Here is a 17,544-nt window from a genome sequence, read left to right on the forward strand (position 1 = left end):
TACAGCTCCCCTAGCGTTGCTTACTCTACCTTCGAAATGTCCGGCACCGCATTGAGCAGCATACGCGTGTAATCTGCCTGCGGGTTGTCGAAAATCGTGTCGACCGGACCCTGTTCCACAAGCACGCCGCTGTGCATGACGCCAACATCGTCGGCCATCTGCCGCACCACGGCGAGGTTGTGGCTAATCAGCAGATAGGTAAGCCCGTACTCGTCTTGAAGGTCTCGCATCAAATCGAGCACCTGCGCCTGCACCGAAACGTCGAGCGCGGAGGTCGGCTCGTCGCAGACGATGAACTCCGGCTGGCTCGACAGCGCGCGGGCAATCGCGATGCGCTGGCGCTGGCCGCCCGAGAATTCGTGCGGGTACTTGCGCATCGAGATCGGGTCGAGGCGCACACGCTGGAGAAGGTCGGCGACCCGGTCCTCGGCTTCGCTGCGGCTCGAGACCAGCTTGAGCGCCCGCATCGGCTCGGCGATGATGTCGCCGACGCGCCAGCGCGGATTGAGGCTGGCGTAGGGATCCTGGAAGATCATCTGCACCATCTGCCGCCGTTCCTGGCTGAGGCCACGGGCGATGTCCTCACCCTGGAGCAGCACGTTGCCGGAGGTCGGCTTGATGAGGCCGACGAGCATGCGCGCGCAGGTCGACTTGCCGGAGCCGGACTCGCCGACGAGGCCGTAGGTCGAACCCTTGCGGATGTCGAAGGACACGTCCCGCACCGCATGCACGACGTTGCGCTTCGAGCCCTTGATCAGGCGGTCGAAGAAGCCGGGCGAGAGGTCGAAGTCGCGCGTGAGGTTCTTCACCTCGACCAGCGGCTTCGGCGACACGGGTACCTCGTGGCGGCGCGTCCCGTCCTTGATCGACGGGATCGCCTTGATGAGGCGGATCGTATAATCCTCCTTCGGGCGCTTGATGATGTCGCCGACCGAGCCGGTCTCGACGATCTTGCCCTTGTTCATCACGATCATGCGCGAGGCGGTCTCGGCGATGACGCCCATGTCGTGCGTGACGAGCATGACGGCCGCGCCGCGGCTCTCGCAGAGTTTCTTCAGCACCTTGATGATCTGCGCCTGCACCGACACGTCGAGGGCCGAGGTCGGTTCGTCGGCGATGATCAGCTCAGGCTCGGCGGCTAGGGCGAGCGCGATGACGACGCGCTGGCGCATACCGCCCGAGAACTGGTGCGGGTAGCTGTCGATGCGCGTTTCGGGGTTAGGAATGCCAGCTTCGGCAAGAAGCTCAATCGCGCGCTGGCGCGCCTGCGCCTCGTTGAGCGGCAGATGGCGGCGGATCGTCTCGATCAGCTGCTGCCCGATCGTGTAGAGCGGATTGAGCGACGTCAGCGGGTCCTGGAAGACCATGCCGATGCGCTTGCCGCGCAGGCTGCTCATCTCCTCGGGCGGCAGATTGTCGATGCGGCAGCCCTTCAGATAGATCTCGCCCCTGGCGATGCGGCCGGGCGGTTCGATCAGGCCGATGATGGCCGCACCCGTCATCGATTTGCCGGCGCCGGACTCGCCGACAACGCCCAGAATCTCACCCGGCATAATGTCGAACGACACCCCGTCGACGGCCGTGAACAGCCCGCGGCGAAGCGGGAACTCAACCACGAGGTTGCGTACGGAAATGATCGGCTCGGTCATCAGCGCAGCCTCGGATTCAGTGCATCACGGAGCCAGTCGCCGAGAAGGTTCACGGCAAGGGCAAGCAGGACGAGGGTGATGGCGGGGAAGAACAGGATCCACCATTCGCCGGAGAACAGGAACTGCTGACCGATGCGGATCAACGTTCCGAGGGAAGGCTGGGTTGGCGGAACGCCGACGCCGAGGAACGACAGCGTCGCCTCCTCGATGATGGCGAGCGCAAGGCCAATGGTGGCGATGACCAGCACAGGCGCCATCACGTTCGGCAGCACGTGGCGGACGAGGATGCGCAGCGGATGCACGCCGATCAGCTTGGCGGCCGAGACGTAGTCCTTTTGCCTCTCGACCATGGTCGCGCCGCGCACGGTGCGGGCAAACTGCGCCCAGTTGGCAAGGCCGATCGCGACGATCAGCACCCACACCGCCATGCCTTCCTGCTTGCTCGGGGGGATGATGCCACGGGCTATGCCGAAGATCAGCAGCGCGATCAGGATCGCCGGGAAGGAGAGCTGGATGTCGGCGATGCGCATGATGATCGCGTCGGTGGTGCCGCCGCGATAGCCGGCGAGCAGGCCGAGCGAAATGCCCATCGCCATGGCAAACAGGGTGGCCAGAAAGCCGACGAACAGCGAGATGCGGCTGCCGTAGAGGATGGTCGAGAGAACGTCGCGGCCCTGATGATCGCTGCCGAGCACGAAATAATTGCCCATCATCGATTCAGAGTTGGGCGGGGTGAAGCCGTCCATCAGGTTGAGGCTCGCCGGATTGAACGGGTCGTACGGCGCGATCCAGGGCGCCAGCAGCGCGGCGAGGATCAGGATGAACGTCACGAGTGCCGCAACGATGGTGACGGGAGAGCGCCGGAACGAGAAGAAGACGTCGGAGTCCCAGATACGCTGGAACCGCGTCCGCGGCTTCTGCGCGGCGGTGCTGTTGTTGGTCGAGCTCATGGTTGCTTACCTCCGCCCCGAGCCGATGCGAAGCCGCGGGTCGACGGCGAAATAGAGGATGTCGACGATCAGGTTGATGACGACGAAGACAAAGGCGATGAACATCAGGTAGGCCGCCATCACCGGCACGTCGACGACCTGCACGGAGTTGATGAACAGCGAGCCGACACCCGGCCACTGGAACACGGTCTCGGTGACAATCGAAAAGGCAATGACCGAACCGAGCTGCAGGCCGGTGATGGTGATGACCGGCACCATCGTGTTCTTCAGCGCATGGCCGAAGTTGATCGCCCGGTTGGACAGGCCGCGCGCGCGGGCAAAACGGATGTAGTCCTGCCGCAACACCTCCAGCATCTCGGCGCGAACCAGGCGCATGATAAGGGTGAGCTGGAACAGCGACAGGGTGATCGCCGGAAGGATCAGCGAGCGGATGCCGGTGCTGGTCAGCAGGCCGGTGTCCCAGCTGCCGATCCTGACCACGTCACCGCGCCCGAACGAGGGCAGCCACTGCAATTCGACCGCGAAGACGTAAATCAGGCCGATGCCGATCAGGAAGGTCGGCAGCGACACGCCCACGAGCGACAGGGTCATGATGAGGCCGGCGGCGAAGCTGCGCGGCTTGAGCGCGGTGAAGACGCCAAGGGAGAGGCCGAAGACAAGGGCGATGATTGCCGACGCGAAGGCCAGCTCGATCGTCGCCGGCAGGCGGCTGAGGATCAGTTCGCTGACCGGCTGTTGCAGCCGGTAGGAGATGCCGAACTCGCCCTGCACAGCATTGGCGATGAAGCGGCCGAACTGGACGTAGAAGGGATCGTTCAGGCCGAGCCTTTCACGAAGCTCCTCGAAGTCCTGGAGGCGCGAGTCCTGTCCGAGCAGCGAAGCGACGGGGTCGCCCACATATCGGAACAGCATGAATGCGATCAGCGCGACGACAGCCATCACGACGATGGACTGTGCGAGCCGTCTCAGAATGAAGGCGAGCATGGCTACTTTCCCCGCAGTGGCATCTTCAACGGAATATTCCGGAGGTCGACGCACGGCTGCACGACGAAACCTCGAAGGCCGAGGCAGGAAAGCCGTGAAGCTGGTGTTCGGGTCTTAAACTAATGCAGCCCGCGACGGTTGCTGCCGTCGCGAGCTGCTGATGGGTTACGGTTACTTGTTGACGGTGACTTCGTACATGCGCGGCTGGTTCTCCGGGTGAACCGCCAGCGAGAACTTGTCCTTCATCGCGTAGGCGAGCACCTGGACGTGGATCGGCAGGAGGACGCGGTCTTCCTGAACCTTCTTCCAGATCTCCGCGATGGTGGCGTTACGCTTGTCGAGGTCGATCTCTGTCGCCAGCGACTCGATCTGCTTGTCCAGCTCCGGATTGGTGTAGCCGCTCGGGTTGTAGGCGCCGAAGTGGCCGGCCTTGGTGTGGATCAGGTCGTTGAAGGTGTAGGCCGAGTCGAAGGTCGGGACACCCCAGCCGAGCAGGTAGAAGTCGGTCTCGGAGTTCTGGATCAGCGGCGAGTGCTGGGCAATCGGACGCGATGCCAGCGTCACCTTGATGCCGATCTGGCCGAGCATGCCGACGACGGCCTGGCTGATAGCCTCGTCGTTGACGTAGCGGTTGTTCGGCGTGTCGAGCGTGATCGAGAAGCCATCCGGATAGCCGGCTTCGGCGAGCAGTTCCTTGGCGCGGGCAACGTCAGCCTTTTCCGGATAGGCCGCGAGCTCGGGCGTCCAGCCGTTGACGAAAGGCGGGTTGGCAACGCCGGTCGGGATCGACTGGCCGCGCATCACGACCTTCTGGATCGCGTTGCGGTCGATCGCCAGATGCATCGCCTCGCGTACGCGCGGGTCGTTGATCGGGTTCTTGTCCGTGACGTTCGACGACTTCAGCGGCGCGTCGCCGAAGCGATAGCCGAAGTAGATGAAACGGTTTTCAGGGCCGGTCTCGACGTTGATGCCAGCGGTATTGGCGAGGCGTTCGACGTCCTGCACCGGAACGTCCTGGACGAGGTCGACCTCACCCGAAAGAAGCGCTGCGACGCGGGTCGCGTTGTCGGCGATCGGCAGGTAGATGATCTCGGTGATGTCCGGCTTCTTCTCGGCCCAGTGGTTCGCGTTGATCTTGAGGACCGAACGGACGTCCGGATCGCGGGATTCGAGAATGTACGGGCCGGTGCCGTTGGTGTTGCGGACGGCGTAGTTGTCGTCGGTCGAGCCAGCCTGCTGCACCTCGACCGCGTTGTTCTTCTCCGTCCAGCCCTTGTCCATGATGAAGGTGTTGGTCAGGTTGTTCGGATAGAGCGGCGACGGGCCGGTCATCTTCACCTCGACGGTGTAGTCGTCGACGGCGGTGACGCTCTCGACTGCCGAATGCAGCTGCTTCAGGTTCGACTTCTCGGAGCGGGCGCGGTCGAGCGAGAACACGACGTCCTCGGCAGTGAAGTCGGAACCGTCGTGGAACTTGACGCCTTCGCGGATCTTGAAGACCCAGACCGTCGGGTCGTCTTCCTTCACCTTCCATTCCGTAGCCAGGCGCGGCTGGAGGCTGCCTTCGACGTCACGATCGACGAGGGTCTCGTAGATGTGATGGACGAAAGTGTGGGTGGTACCCTGGTTCTGCGAGTGCGGGTCCAGTGTCAGTGCGTCCGAATTCCGCGCCCAGCGGATCGTTTCGGCCGACGCAGGCATGACTGCCAGGCCGAGGGCGAGTACGCTCGCGGTAATCAGAAGTTTACGCATGATAACTCCCAAGCAATTTGTTCTTTTAGGTTCTCCGCGGCCGGTCTACGCCAGGCTACGATTGGCAATAGCTTATGGGAGCCCTCCAGGTTTTGGAAGGGTTGTTTATAACCTGTAGTCTCACGACGGCAGATGTGTCGTAAAATGCTGTTTTCAAATGACTTTCGCACGGGCATCTCTGCGTCTGTAATGCCCGTTGCGCGGCGGTGTTTTCGCTGCGTCAACTTCGCTCTGCTGGGCTCAGTAGTCAGGATGACAATAACAGCCGTCGCGTGCGCCGCTTTGATTCAGCGCAACCGCAACTTTTATTGGAGAAGACCTTTGCGCAGGCTCAGTAGCCGGCGGAGATGTCCACGAGGTGGAGCAGGGGCTCGCCGCGCTCGAACCGCGCGATCTGTTCGAGGATCAGCGGTCCGAGGTGGCGCGGGTCGGACGATGCCGCGGCATGTGGCGTGATGAACACGCGCGGATGGTTCCACAGCGCGCTGTTCTCGGGCAGCGGCTCGACCTCGAACACGTCGAGGCTCGCTTCCTTGAGCGTGCCGTCCTCAAGCGCGCGAAGGATGTCGGCTTCCTTCTGCAGCTTGCCGCGCCCGGCGTTGATGAGGGAGGCGCCGCCAAGGGCGTTGTCGCGGCGAAGGCCGCGCAGCAGCTCGTAGTCGATAATGCCTTCGGTGGCCGGCGTATGCGGCAGCAGGACGACGAGGATGTCGGTGGCGGCAAGGAAGTCGCGCAGGCCATCCTGGCCCGCAAAGCAGTTGACGCCCTCGACCGACTTAGGTGTGCGCGTCCAGCCGTTGACGGTGAAGCCGAGGCCAAGCAGCGCCTTAGCCGCGGCACTGCCGAGTTCGCCAAGGCCCATGATGCCGACGCTGACTTCCGCCGTGGTCGGCTGGTTCGGTTCGAACCAGACCTTTTCCGCCTGCTGGGCACGATAGGTTGAGCCCTGCCGGTGATGGTCCATCACCCGCCAGGTGACGTACTCGACCATGTGGCGGGTCAGGTTCTCCTGAACGATGCGCGCGACAGGCACGTCGGGAAGGTCCGGGTCGGTGAGGATATGGTCAACGCCGGCGCCGAGCGAGAAGATCGCCTTCAGGTTCGGAAACTGCTTCAGGCTGCCGTGCGGGTGCTTCCACACCACCGCGTATTCGACGGTGGGGTCGGCTGGGCCGTCCGGCTCGCTGATGACTTCATGGTCGCCCGCAAGCAGGCGCACCCATTGCGAAGGGTCCCATCCCGTGACCGAAACAAGGATGCGGCCGCGCGCAGAACTGCTCATGAAAATCCCCCCGGAAATTACTGGCTGACGACGCCCTCGGGCGCGGTCTTGATGTCGAATGCGGCAGCGATCAGCGCCCTGGTGTAGTCGGTCTGCGGCCGCTCGAAGATCTGCTCGACCGGACCGTGCTCGACCACCTTGCCGTTGCGCATGACGATGACGTGGTTCGACAGGGCGCGCACGACCTTGAGGTCGTGGCTGATGAAGAGATAGGCGAGGCGGTGCTTGGCCTGCAGGTCGCGCAAAAGGTCGACCACCTGCGCCTGCACGCTCATGTCGAGCGCGGAGGTCGGCTCGTCGAGCATGACGAAGCGCGGCTTTAGCACCATGGCGCGGGCGATCGCGATGCGCTGGCGCTGGCCGCCGGAGAACTCGTGCGGGTAGCGGAAGCGGGTCGCCGGGTCGAGGCCGACTTCCTTGAGTACATCCACCACCATCGCGTCGCGTTCGTCACGGCTGAGCTGCGGCTGGTGGATCTTCAGGCCTTCCTCGATGATCTCCGACACCGACATGCGCGGGCTGAGCGAGCCGAACGGGTCCTGGAAGACGATCTGCATCTCGCGGCGCAGCGGCCGCATCTGCTTGAAGGTGTAGCGGTCGATTTCCCTGTCGCCGAGACGGATGTGGCCTTCGGAGGAAATCATGCGGGAAAGCGCGAGGCCGAGCGTCGTCTTGCCCGAGCCGGACTCGCCGACGACGCCGACCGTCTGGCCCGCCTTCACCTCGATGTCGATGCCGTCGACCGCCTTCACGTGATCAACCGTCTTGCGGAAGAATCCCTGCTTGATCGGGAACCAGACCCTGATGTCCTTGCCGGTCAGCACCGTCTCGGCGTTCGGGTCGGGGTTCGGCGCGCGGCCCTTCGGCTCGGCGGCGAGCAGGTGGCGGGTGTATTCGTGCTGCGGGTTGGCAAAGATCTCGCGGGTTGGGCCCGTCTCGACGATCTTGCCCTTCGTCATCACGCAGACCCGGTCGGCGATGCGGCGCACGATGCCGAGGTCGTGGGTGATGAACAGCATCGACATGTTGTTCTTCTTCTTGAGCGAGGCAAGCAGCTCGAGAATCTGCGCCTGCACCGTGACGTCGAGCGCGGTGGTCGGCTCATCGGCGATCAGCAGTTCCGGCTCGTTGGCAAGCGCCATCGCGATCATCACGCGTTGGCGTTGACCGCCTGAAAGCTGGTGCGGATAGGCGGAGAGGCGCTTTTCCGGCTCACGGATGCCGACCTCGTTGAGGAGTTCGAGCGTACGCGCGCGGGCGGCCGCGTCGCCCATGCCGCGATGCAGCTTGAGGATCTCGCCGATCTGCTGCTCGATCGTGTGCAGCGGATTGAGCGAGGTCATCGGCTCCTGGAAGATCATGGTGATCTTGTTGCCGCGCACCTTGCGCAATTCGCGCTCGTTCTTCGCGAGCAGGTCTTCGCCGTTGAAGATGATCTTGCCCGACGGATGGCTCGCGGCAGGGTAGGGCAAGAGCTTCAGCACCGAGAGCGCCGACACCGACTTGCCCGAACCGGATTCGCCGACGAGCGCGACCGTCTCGCCCTTGCCGACGTCGAACGAGATGTGGTCGACGGCAATCGATTCCCTGCCGCCCTGCGTGAAGGCCACGGAAAGGTCGCGGACGGAAAGGAGGGGCTGCTGCTGGCTCATCTGAAGGTCTTCCGCGGGTCGAAGGCGTCGCGCGTGGCTTCGCCGATGAAGATCAGCAGCGACAGCATGATCGACAGCGTCAGGAAGCCGGTGATGCCGAGCCACGGCGCGTTGAGGTTGCGCTGGCCCTGCCGCAAGAGTTCGCCCAGCGAGGCCGAGCCGGGCGGCAGGCCGAAGCCGAGGAAGTCGAGCGAGGTCAGCGTCGTAATCGAGCCATTGAGGATGAACGGCAGGAAGGTCAGCGTTGCCACCATCGCGTTGGGCAAGAGGTGGCGGAACATGATCGTCCGGTTGGATACGCCGAGCGCGCGCGCAGCGTTGACGTATTCGAAGTTGCGGGCGCGCAGGAATTCGGCGCGGACCACGCCGACGAAGGCGACCCACGAGAACAGCAGCATGATGCCGAGCAGGATGAAGAAGCCCGGCGGCAGAACCGCGGCGATGATGAGGATGAGGTAGAGGACCGGGATCGACGACCAGATCTCGATGACGCGCTGGAAGATGAGGTCGGTCCAGCCGCCGAAATAGCCCTGCACCGCGCCGGCCGAAATGCCGATGACGGCCGAGGCAAGCGTCAGGATCAGGCCGAACAGGACGGAGATGCGGAAGCCGTAGATGACGCGGGCGAGCACGTCGCGCGCCTGATCGTCGGTGCCAAGCCAGTTCCAGTTGCCGACGATGCAGTTGGGATCGTCGACGCCTTCATAGTAGCGCTGGCAGCGGGTTTCCTGGTCGTAGAGCCACGACGGCTTCGAGGGCGCGGCTTCCGGAATGTCGTTGTTGACCGTGCGGTAGGAGTAGCGGATCGGCGGCCAGACGGTCCAGCCATTGGCGTCGATCTCCTCCTGGATCACGGGATCGCGGTAGTCGGTGACGGCGAGGAAGCCGCCGAACTTTTCCTCCGGGTAATCGATCAGCACCGGGAACAGGATCTCGCCCTTGTAGGAGGCGATGATCGGCTTGTCGTTGGCGATGAACTCCGCGAACATCGACAGCACGAACAGGACGAGGAAGATCCACAGCGACCAGTATCCGCGCCGGTTCGCCTTAAAATTCTGCCAGCGGCGCTGGTTGAGCGGCGACAGGAACGGCCGCTTGGCGCGGCGGATGTTTTCGACCTCGGTCTTCGCGACGATCTCCGACATCAGACGTCCCTCCGCTCGAAGTCGATCCGGGGGTCGATCCAGGTGTAGATGAGGTCGGAGATCAGGCCAACGACGAGGCCGATCAGCGAGAAGATGTAGAGGGTTGCGAACACCACGGCGTAGTCGCGGTCAAGCACGGAGCGGAAGCCGAGCAGGCCCAGGCCGTCGAGCGAGAAGATGTTCTCGATCAAGAGCGAGCCGGTGAAGAAGGCCGAGATGAAGGCGGCCGGGAAGCCGGCGATGATGAGCAGCATCGCGTTGCGGAACACGTGGCCATAAAGCACCTGGCGCTCGGAAAGGCCCTTGGCGCGGGCGGTGACGACATATTGCTTGCGGATCTCGTCCAGGAACGAGTTCTTGGTCAGCAGCGTCGTCGTCGCGAAGGCCGAGAGCACCATCGCCGTCAGCGGCAGCGTCAGGTGCCAGAAATAGTCGAGGATGCGCTCGGGCCAGGAAAGGTCCCACCAGTTCTCCGAGACGAGGCCGCGCAGCGGGAACCAGTCGAAGAACGATCCGCCCGCAAACAGCACCATCAAGAGGATCGCGAACAGGAAACCGGGGATCGCGTAGCCGACGATGACGATGCCGCTGGTCCACACGTCGAAGGCCGAGCCGTCCTTGACTGCCTTGCGGATGCCGAGCGGGATCGAGATCGCGTAGGAAATCAGCGTGATCCACAGACCGAGCGAGATCGACACAGGCATCTTCTCGAGGATCAGGTCGACCACGGATATGTCGCGGAAATAGCTGTCGCCGAAATCGAAGCGGATGTAGTTCCAGATCATCGTGACGAAGCGCTCGAGCGGCGGCTTGTCGAAGCCGAACTGCTGCTCGAGCTTGGCGATGAAGGCGGGGTCGAGGCCCTGCGCGCCGCGATAGCGGAAGTCGCCCTGTTCGGCCGCGCTGTTGACGGCCATGTCGCCGCCGCCACCGGAGATGCGATCCATCGAGTCGCCGCCTTCGCCGGTGATCCGCGCGATGACCTGCTCGACGGGCCCGCCGGGCGCAAACTGGATGACGATGAACGATACGGCCATGATCCCGAGCAGGGTCGGGATCATCAGCAGAAGTCGGCGTAGAATATAGGCGCCCATCAGGTCGTCGATCCGGCTTCAGATATGGTCATGCAATAGCTACCGTATTGGTATGGCATGGCAAGCTTGCGTCAGCCGCTCATGCCGGTTGCGGCAACGCTTTCGGGGCGGGTCCACCAGGTGTCGAGGACACCGATATCATATTTCGGGCGGATGGCGGGCTTGTCGTAGTAGTCCCAGTAGGCGAGCCAGTGCGAGGCCTTGTGCCACTGGAAGACGAAATAGTGCCCGGCGCGCAGCAGCCGGTCCATCACGCGGTTCGCCACCCTGAACTCTTCCGGGGTCTTCGCGGCGATAACCTTTTCCAGCACCGCGTCGATCGCGGGGCTGGCGATGCCCGCCAGGTTGAACGAGCCCGGCGCGTTGGCGCTGCTCGAGCCGAACAGCTGCTTGATGAAGCGGTGCGGGTAGAGCGGCATCGGGAAACGCGCGACGACGATGTCGAAGTCAAAGTCGCGCCGGCGTAGAGTGAACTGCGAGGCGTCAACCACGCGGTAGGACGCGTCGATACCGACGCTGCGCAGGTTTTTGATGTAGGCGTTGTGGTGCGGCTCGAAGGTGTTGTCATCGTCGAGGAATTCGACCGACAGCCGCTCGCCAGAAGGGAGGAGCAGCCGGTTGCCGTCGAGCTTGCAGCCCGCCTCGGTGAAGAGCTTCATCGCCTCGCGCGCGAGCTCGCGCACCCGGCCCGAACCGTCCGTCTTCGGCGGAACGTAGGGCTCCTCGAACGCTTCCGGCGGGATGGAGTCGCGCAGCGGCTCCATGAGCGCCAGCTCCGCCTCGTCGGGCAGGCCGGAGGCCTTGTGCTCCGTCTTTTCGTAGAACGACGCCGAGCGTTCATACGAATTGTACATCAGGTTCGCGTTGGCCCATTCGAAGTCGAACAGCAGCCCGATCGCCTTGCGCACGCGCGGGTCGGAGAACTTTTCCCGGCGCGTGTTGAGGAACCAGGCCTGCCCGCCCGAGGGCGTTTCGTCCGGGATCTCCTCGCGTTTGACGCGCCCGTCGAGGATGGCCGGGAAGTTGTAATCGTGCGCCCAGCTGCGCGAGGTGAATTCCTCGCGGAACAGGACGTGCCCGGCCTTGAACGCCTCGAAGCTCGCAGTGCGGTCGCGGTAGTATTCGTAGCGGATGCGGTCGAAGTTGAAGCGGCCGACCATCAGCGGATGCCTGGCCGCCCAGTGGTCCGGCACCCGGTCGAACTCGATGTACGAGCCGAAGGCGAAACGGCCGAGCTTGTAGGGGCCGGAGCCAAGAGGCGCTTCGGACAGCGTTGCCTCGAAATCGCGGCCTTCCCACCATTTGGCGGAAAAGATCGGTGCGCCGACGATGCTGAGGATCGTCGACATGTTGCTGTCGGCAAGCACGGTGACGACGACCTTGTCGTCGCCGACGGCTTCAACGGTCTCGATCTGTCGCAGCGACGAAGCGAGGTTCTCGTGTCCCTTGTCGCGCAGCGTCGTCAGCGAAAAGACGACGTCCGCCGGCGTGATCGGCGAGCCGTCGTGGAAGTAGGCTTCCGGGTCGAGCTCGAACTGCCAGGTGCGGCGGTCGTCGCTGACCGTCACCGTGCGCGCGACATAGCCATAGGCGCTCGACAGCTCGTCGGAGGTGGATTGCATCAGGCTGGCGAAGGTCAGCTCCATACCGAACGGGCCGTTGCCGCGCAGGACGTAACTGTTGAGCGTGTCGAAGGTGTTGAAGTTCTGGTTGAATCTGATCGCCGCCGCCTGCGGCACGATCCGCCCGCCCTTCGGCGCTTCCGGATTGACGTAGTCGAGATGCCTGAAGTCCGGCGGGTATTTCAGGTCCCCGAACGCCGAGATGCCGTAGAGCGGTGTCTGCGTCCTGATTTCGGCTTCGGCGATGCTCGGCAGCTGCGGCGCGATGACTGCAGCCCCCCCGAGGGCGAGGAAGCTGCGGCGGTGAAGGCCGATCCGCTGCGTCATTTCCCGGCCTCGACTTCGATGCTCTCCTCGATCGCCGCCTCCCGCTGCGGGATCACCCACCACGACATGAGGTCGACGCCGATGTAGCGCGGCTGCTGCTCGGGGATGCCGAACTTGTTCCAGAACGCGAAGCGCATCGTCGGCTGGTAGTACTGCGGGATCGCGTAGTAGTTCCAGAGGAGCACGCGGTCGAGCGCGCGGGTCGCGGCGACCAGCTCCTCGCGGTCCTTGGCGTAGATGATCTTGTCGATCAGCGCGTCGACGACCGGGTTCTTGATGCCGGGGACATTGCGCGAGCCCGGCGAGTCGGCCGCCTTGCTGCTCCAGTAGTCGCGCTGCTCGTTGCCGGGCGATTCGCTCTGCGGGAAGCCGGCGGTGATCGCCTCGAACTCGAAGGCCTGGTAGCGCTGGACGTACTGCGACGTGTCGACGATGCGCAGCGAGGCATCAATGCCGAGACGCCTGAGCGTCTGGATCAGGCCGCCCGCGATGACTTCAGAGGTGGGCGAGCCGCCGAGGAACTCGATCTTGAACTGCTCGCCGGTCTGCTTGTTGACCATGCGGCCGTCCTTGATGGCCCAGCCAGCCTCGTCGAACAGCTTTACCGCCTCGCGCAGATTGTCACGCTCGGCCGTGCGCGAATCGAACACCGGCAGCTTGAACTCCTCGATGAACAGCTCCGGCGGCAGGTCCTTGCGGAACGGCTCGAGGATTTCCAGCTCCTTGCCCTCCGGCAGACCCCGCGATGCGAGCTCGGAATTTTCCCAGTAGCTCGACAGCCGCTTGTTCATGCCGAAGAACTGCAGCCGGTTCTGTTCCTCGAAATTGTAGGCGAGGGTGAGGGCCTTGCGGATGCGGCGGTCCTGAAAGCGCGGCAGGCGCATGTTGAACACGAAGGCCTGCATCTGCTGCACGCCGCCCTGCTGGAACTCGCGCTTGATGACGTCGCCGCGCTCGAAGGCGGGGAACTTGTACTCGACCGCCCAGCGGCGGGTGCTGAGCTCGCGCCGCACGTCCTCGATGCCGCCCTTGGTGAAGGCGACGAAGGCGGCGTTGTCGTCCTGGAAGTAGGTGTAGACCAGCTCGTCGAAATTGTTGCGGCCGATGTTCACCGGGATCTTCTCGCCCCAGTAGTCCTTCACGCGCTCGTAGACGACGCGGTTGCCGGGCGAGAACGACTTGACCTTGTAGGGACCGCTGCCGAGCGGCGGCTCCAGCGTCGGGTTGCGGATGTCGCGCTTCTGACCTTTCGCGTTCTCGCCTTCCCACCAGTGCTTCGGCAGGACGTAGAGGTCGCCCATGATGTGCGGGAGTTCCCGGTTGCCGGTCTGGTCGAAGCGGAACTCGACCTCATGGTCGTTGAGCGCGACCGCTTCCTTCACGTTGGCGAAATAGCCGCTGTATTGCGGGCTGATCTCCTTGAGGACGTTGAGCGACCAGATCACGTCCTCGGCGGTGATCGGCGTGCCGTCATGCCAGCGCGCGTCCTTGCTGAGACGGTAGGTGGCCGAGGAATAGTCGTCCGGGTACTTGAAGGCCTCGGCGATCAGCGCGTGGCTGGTGCCCGCCTCGTCGGGCGACTGCTCCATCAGCGTTTCCCACACCTGGGTGATTCCCGCAGCCGGTGTGCCGCGGATGATGAACGGGTTGAAGCTGTCGAAGGTGCCGAACGCGGTGCTGTTCAGCGTGCCGCCCTTGGGCGCGTCGGGATTGACGTACGGGTAGCGCTCGAAGGGGGCGGTCTCGGCGTTCTCGGCGATGAGCGACGAAGTGGTGCGCCATTCATCTGCGCTGGCGGGGAGGGCTGCCGCAGAAAGCGTTGCCATCGCAGACAGGCCCGCGACCAGGTTACGCCAGCTCAAAATTCCCATCTTCGTCCTCGCGCCTCGGTTTCGGTTCGGGTCGATTCGGGGAGAGTAACCGCTTGCGTGGGGATTGGAACTGCTCCCCCGGTGATTTGCCTCGCCCGGATCAACGATAACAAAAAAGCCGGGCTAAACCCGGCTTTTTCGTGATCCGAAGATTAAATCCGCGTTACTGCGCAGCGGGCTGCTCGGCCGGAGCCTCGGTGGCCGGGGCAGTCTCCGGCGAAGCGGAGGTGCCGTCGTCCTGCGTGTCAGGCTGTGCCGGCGCGGCGTCAGCCGGAGCGGAAGGTGCAGCGTCTGCCGGAGCTTCCTGGGCAGCCGGAGCAGCGTCGGCCGGAGCGGCTTCCTCAGCCGGGGCCGCGTCGCCCGCGCCAACCTCAGGCAGCGGAGCCGGTTCGTCGGCCAGAGTGCGCAGGTATGCGATCAGGTCTGCTTCCTGCTCCGGCTTCTTCACGCCAGCGAACGCCATGGCGGTGCCCGAGACGTAGCTACGCGGAGCCTTCAGGAAGCCCGAGAGGTGCTCGTAGTCCCAGACGACCTGACCGCCCTGCGAGAACTCGCGCATGCCAGCCGAGTAGCTGAAGCCCTCATGCGAGGCGACCGGACGGTTCACGATGCCCCAGAGGTTCGGGCCGACCTTGTTTGCGCCACCCTTTTCCGCGGTGTGGCAGGCCGCGCACGGCTTGAAGACAGCCTGGCCCTTTGCCGGGTCGGCGTTCTGCAGCAGTTCGGCGATCGACGGGCCTTCGGCGGCAGCCTCGCCGCCAGCGCCGGCACCGCCACCTTCCACGACCGCGACTGCGTAACCGGGGGTCTCGGGCGCGTGCGTGGCGAAGATGGTATCGGACGCAAGGCTGACCGAAAACATCACAAACACCACTGCAAGGAACGCGCCGATCAGCTTATTGAGCTCGAACGAATCCATCATCTGCCAAAGGCTCCCTTGATCCGGCCAACTAGGCCCGCCGTGCGTCAATTCAACCTGCGTCCTGCGCGGCCGAAATCCCCCGTGCGGCGGGTGCCGGTGAAAATCGCGCGGAAACTAGGTCTTTTGCTCGTTCCTTGCAACACATATAAGAACGCTTCCCGGTGAGACGTTTTGCCACTTTTCCAGCTGTCGAGCACGTGAATTCCTATGTCAGTCCTTATTCTTATACCGGCGCGCATGGCGTCGACGCGCCTGCCAGGCAAGCCCCTTGCGGACATTGCCGGCCGTCCTATGATTGTTCACGTGGCCAACCGCGCCAGACAGAGCGGTTTGGGGCGCGTCGTCGTCGCCACCGATTCGCCTGAGGTAGCCGATGCTGCCCGAGCTCACGGCCACGAAGCCGTGATGACCGATACGAAGCACCAGTCCGGCTCCGATCGCGTGTTCGAGGCACTTCAGACGCTTGATCCGGAAGGGAAGATCGAATCCATCATCAACCTGCAGGGCGACCTGCCGACGATCGATCCCGCCGTGATCCAGGCAGCTCTTGCGCCGCTCGATGATCCGGCGGTGGACATCGGCACGCTCGGCGTCGAGATCGTTGATGAGGAAGAAAAGACCACGTCGAGCGTGGTGAAGATCGTGGGTTCGCCGGTAAGCTCCACGCGCCTTCGAGCGCTCTACTTTACCCGCGCCACCGCCCCGTGGGGCGAAGGCCCGCTCTACCATCATGTCGGCATCTACGCCTGGCGCCGCGCAGCGCTGGAGCGATTCGTCTCGCTTGGCCAGTCGGTGCTTGAAAAGCGCGAGAGCCTGGAGCAGCTTCGCGCGCTCGAAGCCGGCATGCGTATCGACGCCGAAATCGTCAATTCCGTCCCGCTCGGCGTCGACACGCCACAAGACCTCGAACGCGCCCGCGCTCTTATCGAAGGCCGCTAATCATGATTGCCAAGACCAACAGGATCTCGTTCCAGGGCGAACCCGGTGCCAACTCCGACACCGCCTGCCGCGACATGTTCCCGGACATGGAGCCGCTGCCGTGCCCGTCGTTCGAGGACGCGTTCAACGCGGTGGAGACCGGCAAGGCGGACCTCGCCATGATCCCGATCGAGAACACGCTCGCGGGCCGCGTCGCCGACATCCACTATCTCTTGCCCGAGTCGCGCCTTTTCATCGTCGACGAGTACTTCCTGCCGATCCACTTCCAGCTCATGGTCCTGCCGGGCGTGAAGAAGGAAGGGATCAAGTCGGTCCACAGCCACATCCACGCCCTCGGCCAGTGCCGCAAGGTGATCCGCAAGAACCGCTGGAAGCCGGTCGTCTCGGGTGACACGGCAGGTGCCGCGCGCATCGTCGCCGAAGAAGGCGACCGGTCCCAGGCCGCGCTTGCGCCGCGCCTTGCCGCCTCGCTCTACGGCCTCGACATCATCGAGGAGAACGTCGAGGATGCCGAGAACAACGTCACCCGCTTCGTCGTGCTGTCGAAGGAAAAGCGCTGGGCGCCGCGCACCGACCCGTCCGAACTGATGATGACGACCTTCGTCTTCCGGGTGCACAACATTCCGGCCGCGCTCTACAAGGCGCTCGGCGGCTTTGCCACCAACAGCGTCAACATGACCAAGCTCGAGAGCTATCAGCTCGGCGGCAAGTTCTATTCGACGCAGTTCTACGCCGACATCGAAGGGCATCCGGACGACAAGAACGTCGCCCAGGCCCTCAAGGAGCTCGCCTTCTTCTCCAAGGAAGTGCGCATCCTCGGCGTCTACAAGGCCCACCCGTTCCGCCTGACCCAGGACCAGGATCAGGACGACTGAAATTGCAGGTTCAAGGCCGCAAAGGCATTTTCGCGTTCACGCGCCATGAACTCGCGCTGATCGCCATCACCGTCGTGTGGGGCGGCACGTTCCTCATCGTCCAGAAGGCGATGACAGTGAGCGGGCCGGCATTCTTCGTCGGCATCCGCTTTCTCGCTGCTGGCGCCGTGACCTGCATCCTGTTCCACAAGGGCATGCGCGGCTTTACCCACCGCGAAATCTTTGGCGGCATCGCGATCGGCTTCACGCTGGCGATCGGCTACGGCCTGCAGACCTATGGCCTGCAGACGATCACCAGCAGCCAGTCGGCCTTCCTGACGGCGCTGTACGTTCCGATCGTGCCGCTGTTGCAGTGGCTGGTGCTCGGGCGCCTGCCGCGCCTGATGAGCTGGGTCGGCATCGTCTTCGCCTTTGCAGGCCTCGTGCTTTTATCGGGACCCGATGCCGGAACGATCAGCCTCAGCGTGGGCGAGATTGCGA

Annotated in this window: 14 protein-coding genes; 3 read left to right on the forward strand and 11 right to left on the reverse strand. The window is 63.8% G+C overall.

Annotation, left to right across the window (positions count from 1 at the left end; translation table 11 throughout):
• Window positions 1-20: 20 nt before the first annotated feature.
• From L610_RS12085 to L610_RS12135, 11 genes are all read right to left on the reverse strand, one after another.
• A complete protein-coding gene (locus L610_RS12085) occupies window positions 21-1,649 on the reverse strand; it encodes an ABC transporter ATP-binding protein (RefSeq protein WP_144705389.1) in 1,629 nt (542 codons plus the stop codon).
• Complete coding sequence (locus tag L610_RS12090; protein ID WP_024849195.1) at window positions 1,649-2,599, reverse strand: ABC transporter permease; 951 nt, start codon at window positions 2,597-2,599, stop codon at window positions 1,649-1,651. Before L610_RS12090 ends, L610_RS12085 begins: the two co-directional genes overlap by 1 nt.
• A 6-nt stretch (window positions 2,600-2,605) precedes the next feature.
• The gene (locus tag L610_RS12095) at window positions 2,606-3,583 is read right to left on the reverse strand and encodes an ABC transporter permease (RefSeq protein ID WP_024849196.1); all 978 of its coding nucleotides are present in this window, start codon (window positions 3,581-3,583) and stop codon (window positions 2,606-2,608) included.
• A 171-nt stretch (window positions 3,584-3,754) separates the two neighbouring features.
• Window positions 3,755-5,335 (reverse strand): ABC transporter substrate-binding protein, encoded by a 1,581-nt coding sequence (locus tag L610_RS12100; protein WP_024849197.1) that lies wholly within the window; start codon window positions 5,333-5,335, stop codon window positions 3,755-3,757.
• Window positions 5,336-5,666: 331 nt separating this feature from the next.
• On the reverse strand, window positions 5,667-6,617 hold the full coding sequence (locus L610_RS12105; protein ID WP_024849198.1) for a glyoxylate/hydroxypyruvate reductase A: 951 nt from the start codon (window positions 6,615-6,617) through the stop codon (window positions 5,667-5,669).
• A 17-nt stretch (window positions 6,618-6,634) separates the two neighbouring features.
• Window positions 6,635-8,269, reverse strand: coding sequence for an ABC transporter ATP-binding protein (locus tag L610_RS12110; protein WP_024849199.1), 1,635 nt, complete (start codon window positions 8,267-8,269; stop codon window positions 6,635-6,637).
• A complete protein-coding gene (locus L610_RS12115) occupies window positions 8,266-9,414 on the reverse strand; it encodes an ABC transporter permease (protein ID WP_024849200.1) in 1,149 nt (382 codons plus the stop codon). The genes L610_RS12110 and L610_RS12115 overlap by 4 nt, the downstream gene beginning before the upstream one ends.
• Complete coding sequence (locus tag L610_RS12120; RefSeq protein WP_024849201.1) at window positions 9,414-10,508, reverse strand: microcin C ABC transporter permease YejB; 1,095 nt, start codon at window positions 10,506-10,508, stop codon at window positions 9,414-9,416. Before L610_RS12120 ends, L610_RS12115 begins: the two co-directional genes overlap by 1 nt.
• Window positions 10,509-10,579: 71 nt before the next feature.
• The gene (locus L610_RS12125) at window positions 10,580-12,457 is read right to left on the reverse strand and encodes an extracellular solute-binding protein (RefSeq protein ID WP_246659002.1); all 1,878 of its coding nucleotides are present in this window, start codon (window positions 12,455-12,457) and stop codon (window positions 10,580-10,582) included.
• Window positions 12,454-14,328, reverse strand: coding sequence for an extracellular solute-binding protein (locus L610_RS12130; protein ID WP_144705391.1), 1,875 nt, complete (start codon window positions 14,326-14,328; stop codon window positions 12,454-12,456). Before L610_RS12130 ends, L610_RS12125 begins: the two co-directional genes overlap by 4 nt.
• Before the next feature lie 163 nt (window positions 14,329-14,491).
• On the reverse strand, window positions 14,492-15,247 hold the full coding sequence (locus L610_RS12135) for a cytochrome c family protein (RefSeq protein ID WP_024849204.1): 756 nt from the start codon (window positions 15,245-15,247) through the stop codon (window positions 14,492-14,494).
• A 210-nt stretch (window positions 15,248-15,457) separates the two neighbouring features.
• Here L610_RS12135 and L610_RS12140 point away from each other — a divergent pair, with 210 nt between their 5' ends.
• The 3 genes from L610_RS12140 to L610_RS12150 all read left to right on the forward strand — a co-directional run.
• Complete coding sequence (locus L610_RS12140; protein WP_144705393.1) at window positions 15,458-16,189, forward strand: 3-deoxy-manno-octulosonate cytidylyltransferase; 732 nt, start codon at window positions 15,458-15,460, stop codon at window positions 16,187-16,189.
• 2 nt (window positions 16,190-16,191) lie between these two features.
• Window positions 16,192-17,064: a prephenate dehydratase gene (locus L610_RS12145; RefSeq protein WP_034330564.1), complete on the forward strand. Its 873-nt coding sequence runs from the start codon at window positions 16,192-16,194 to the stop codon at window positions 17,062-17,064.
• Window positions 17,065-17,066: 2 nt separating this feature from the next.
• A partial coding sequence (locus L610_RS12150) for a DMT family transporter (protein WP_210246014.1) occupies window positions 17,067-17,544 on the forward strand: 478 nt, incomplete at its 3' end.

This window comes from Aminobacter sp. J44 (assembly GCF_007829415.1).
Taxonomy (GTDB): domain Bacteria; phylum Pseudomonadota; class Alphaproteobacteria; order Rhizobiales; family Rhizobiaceae; genus Aerobium.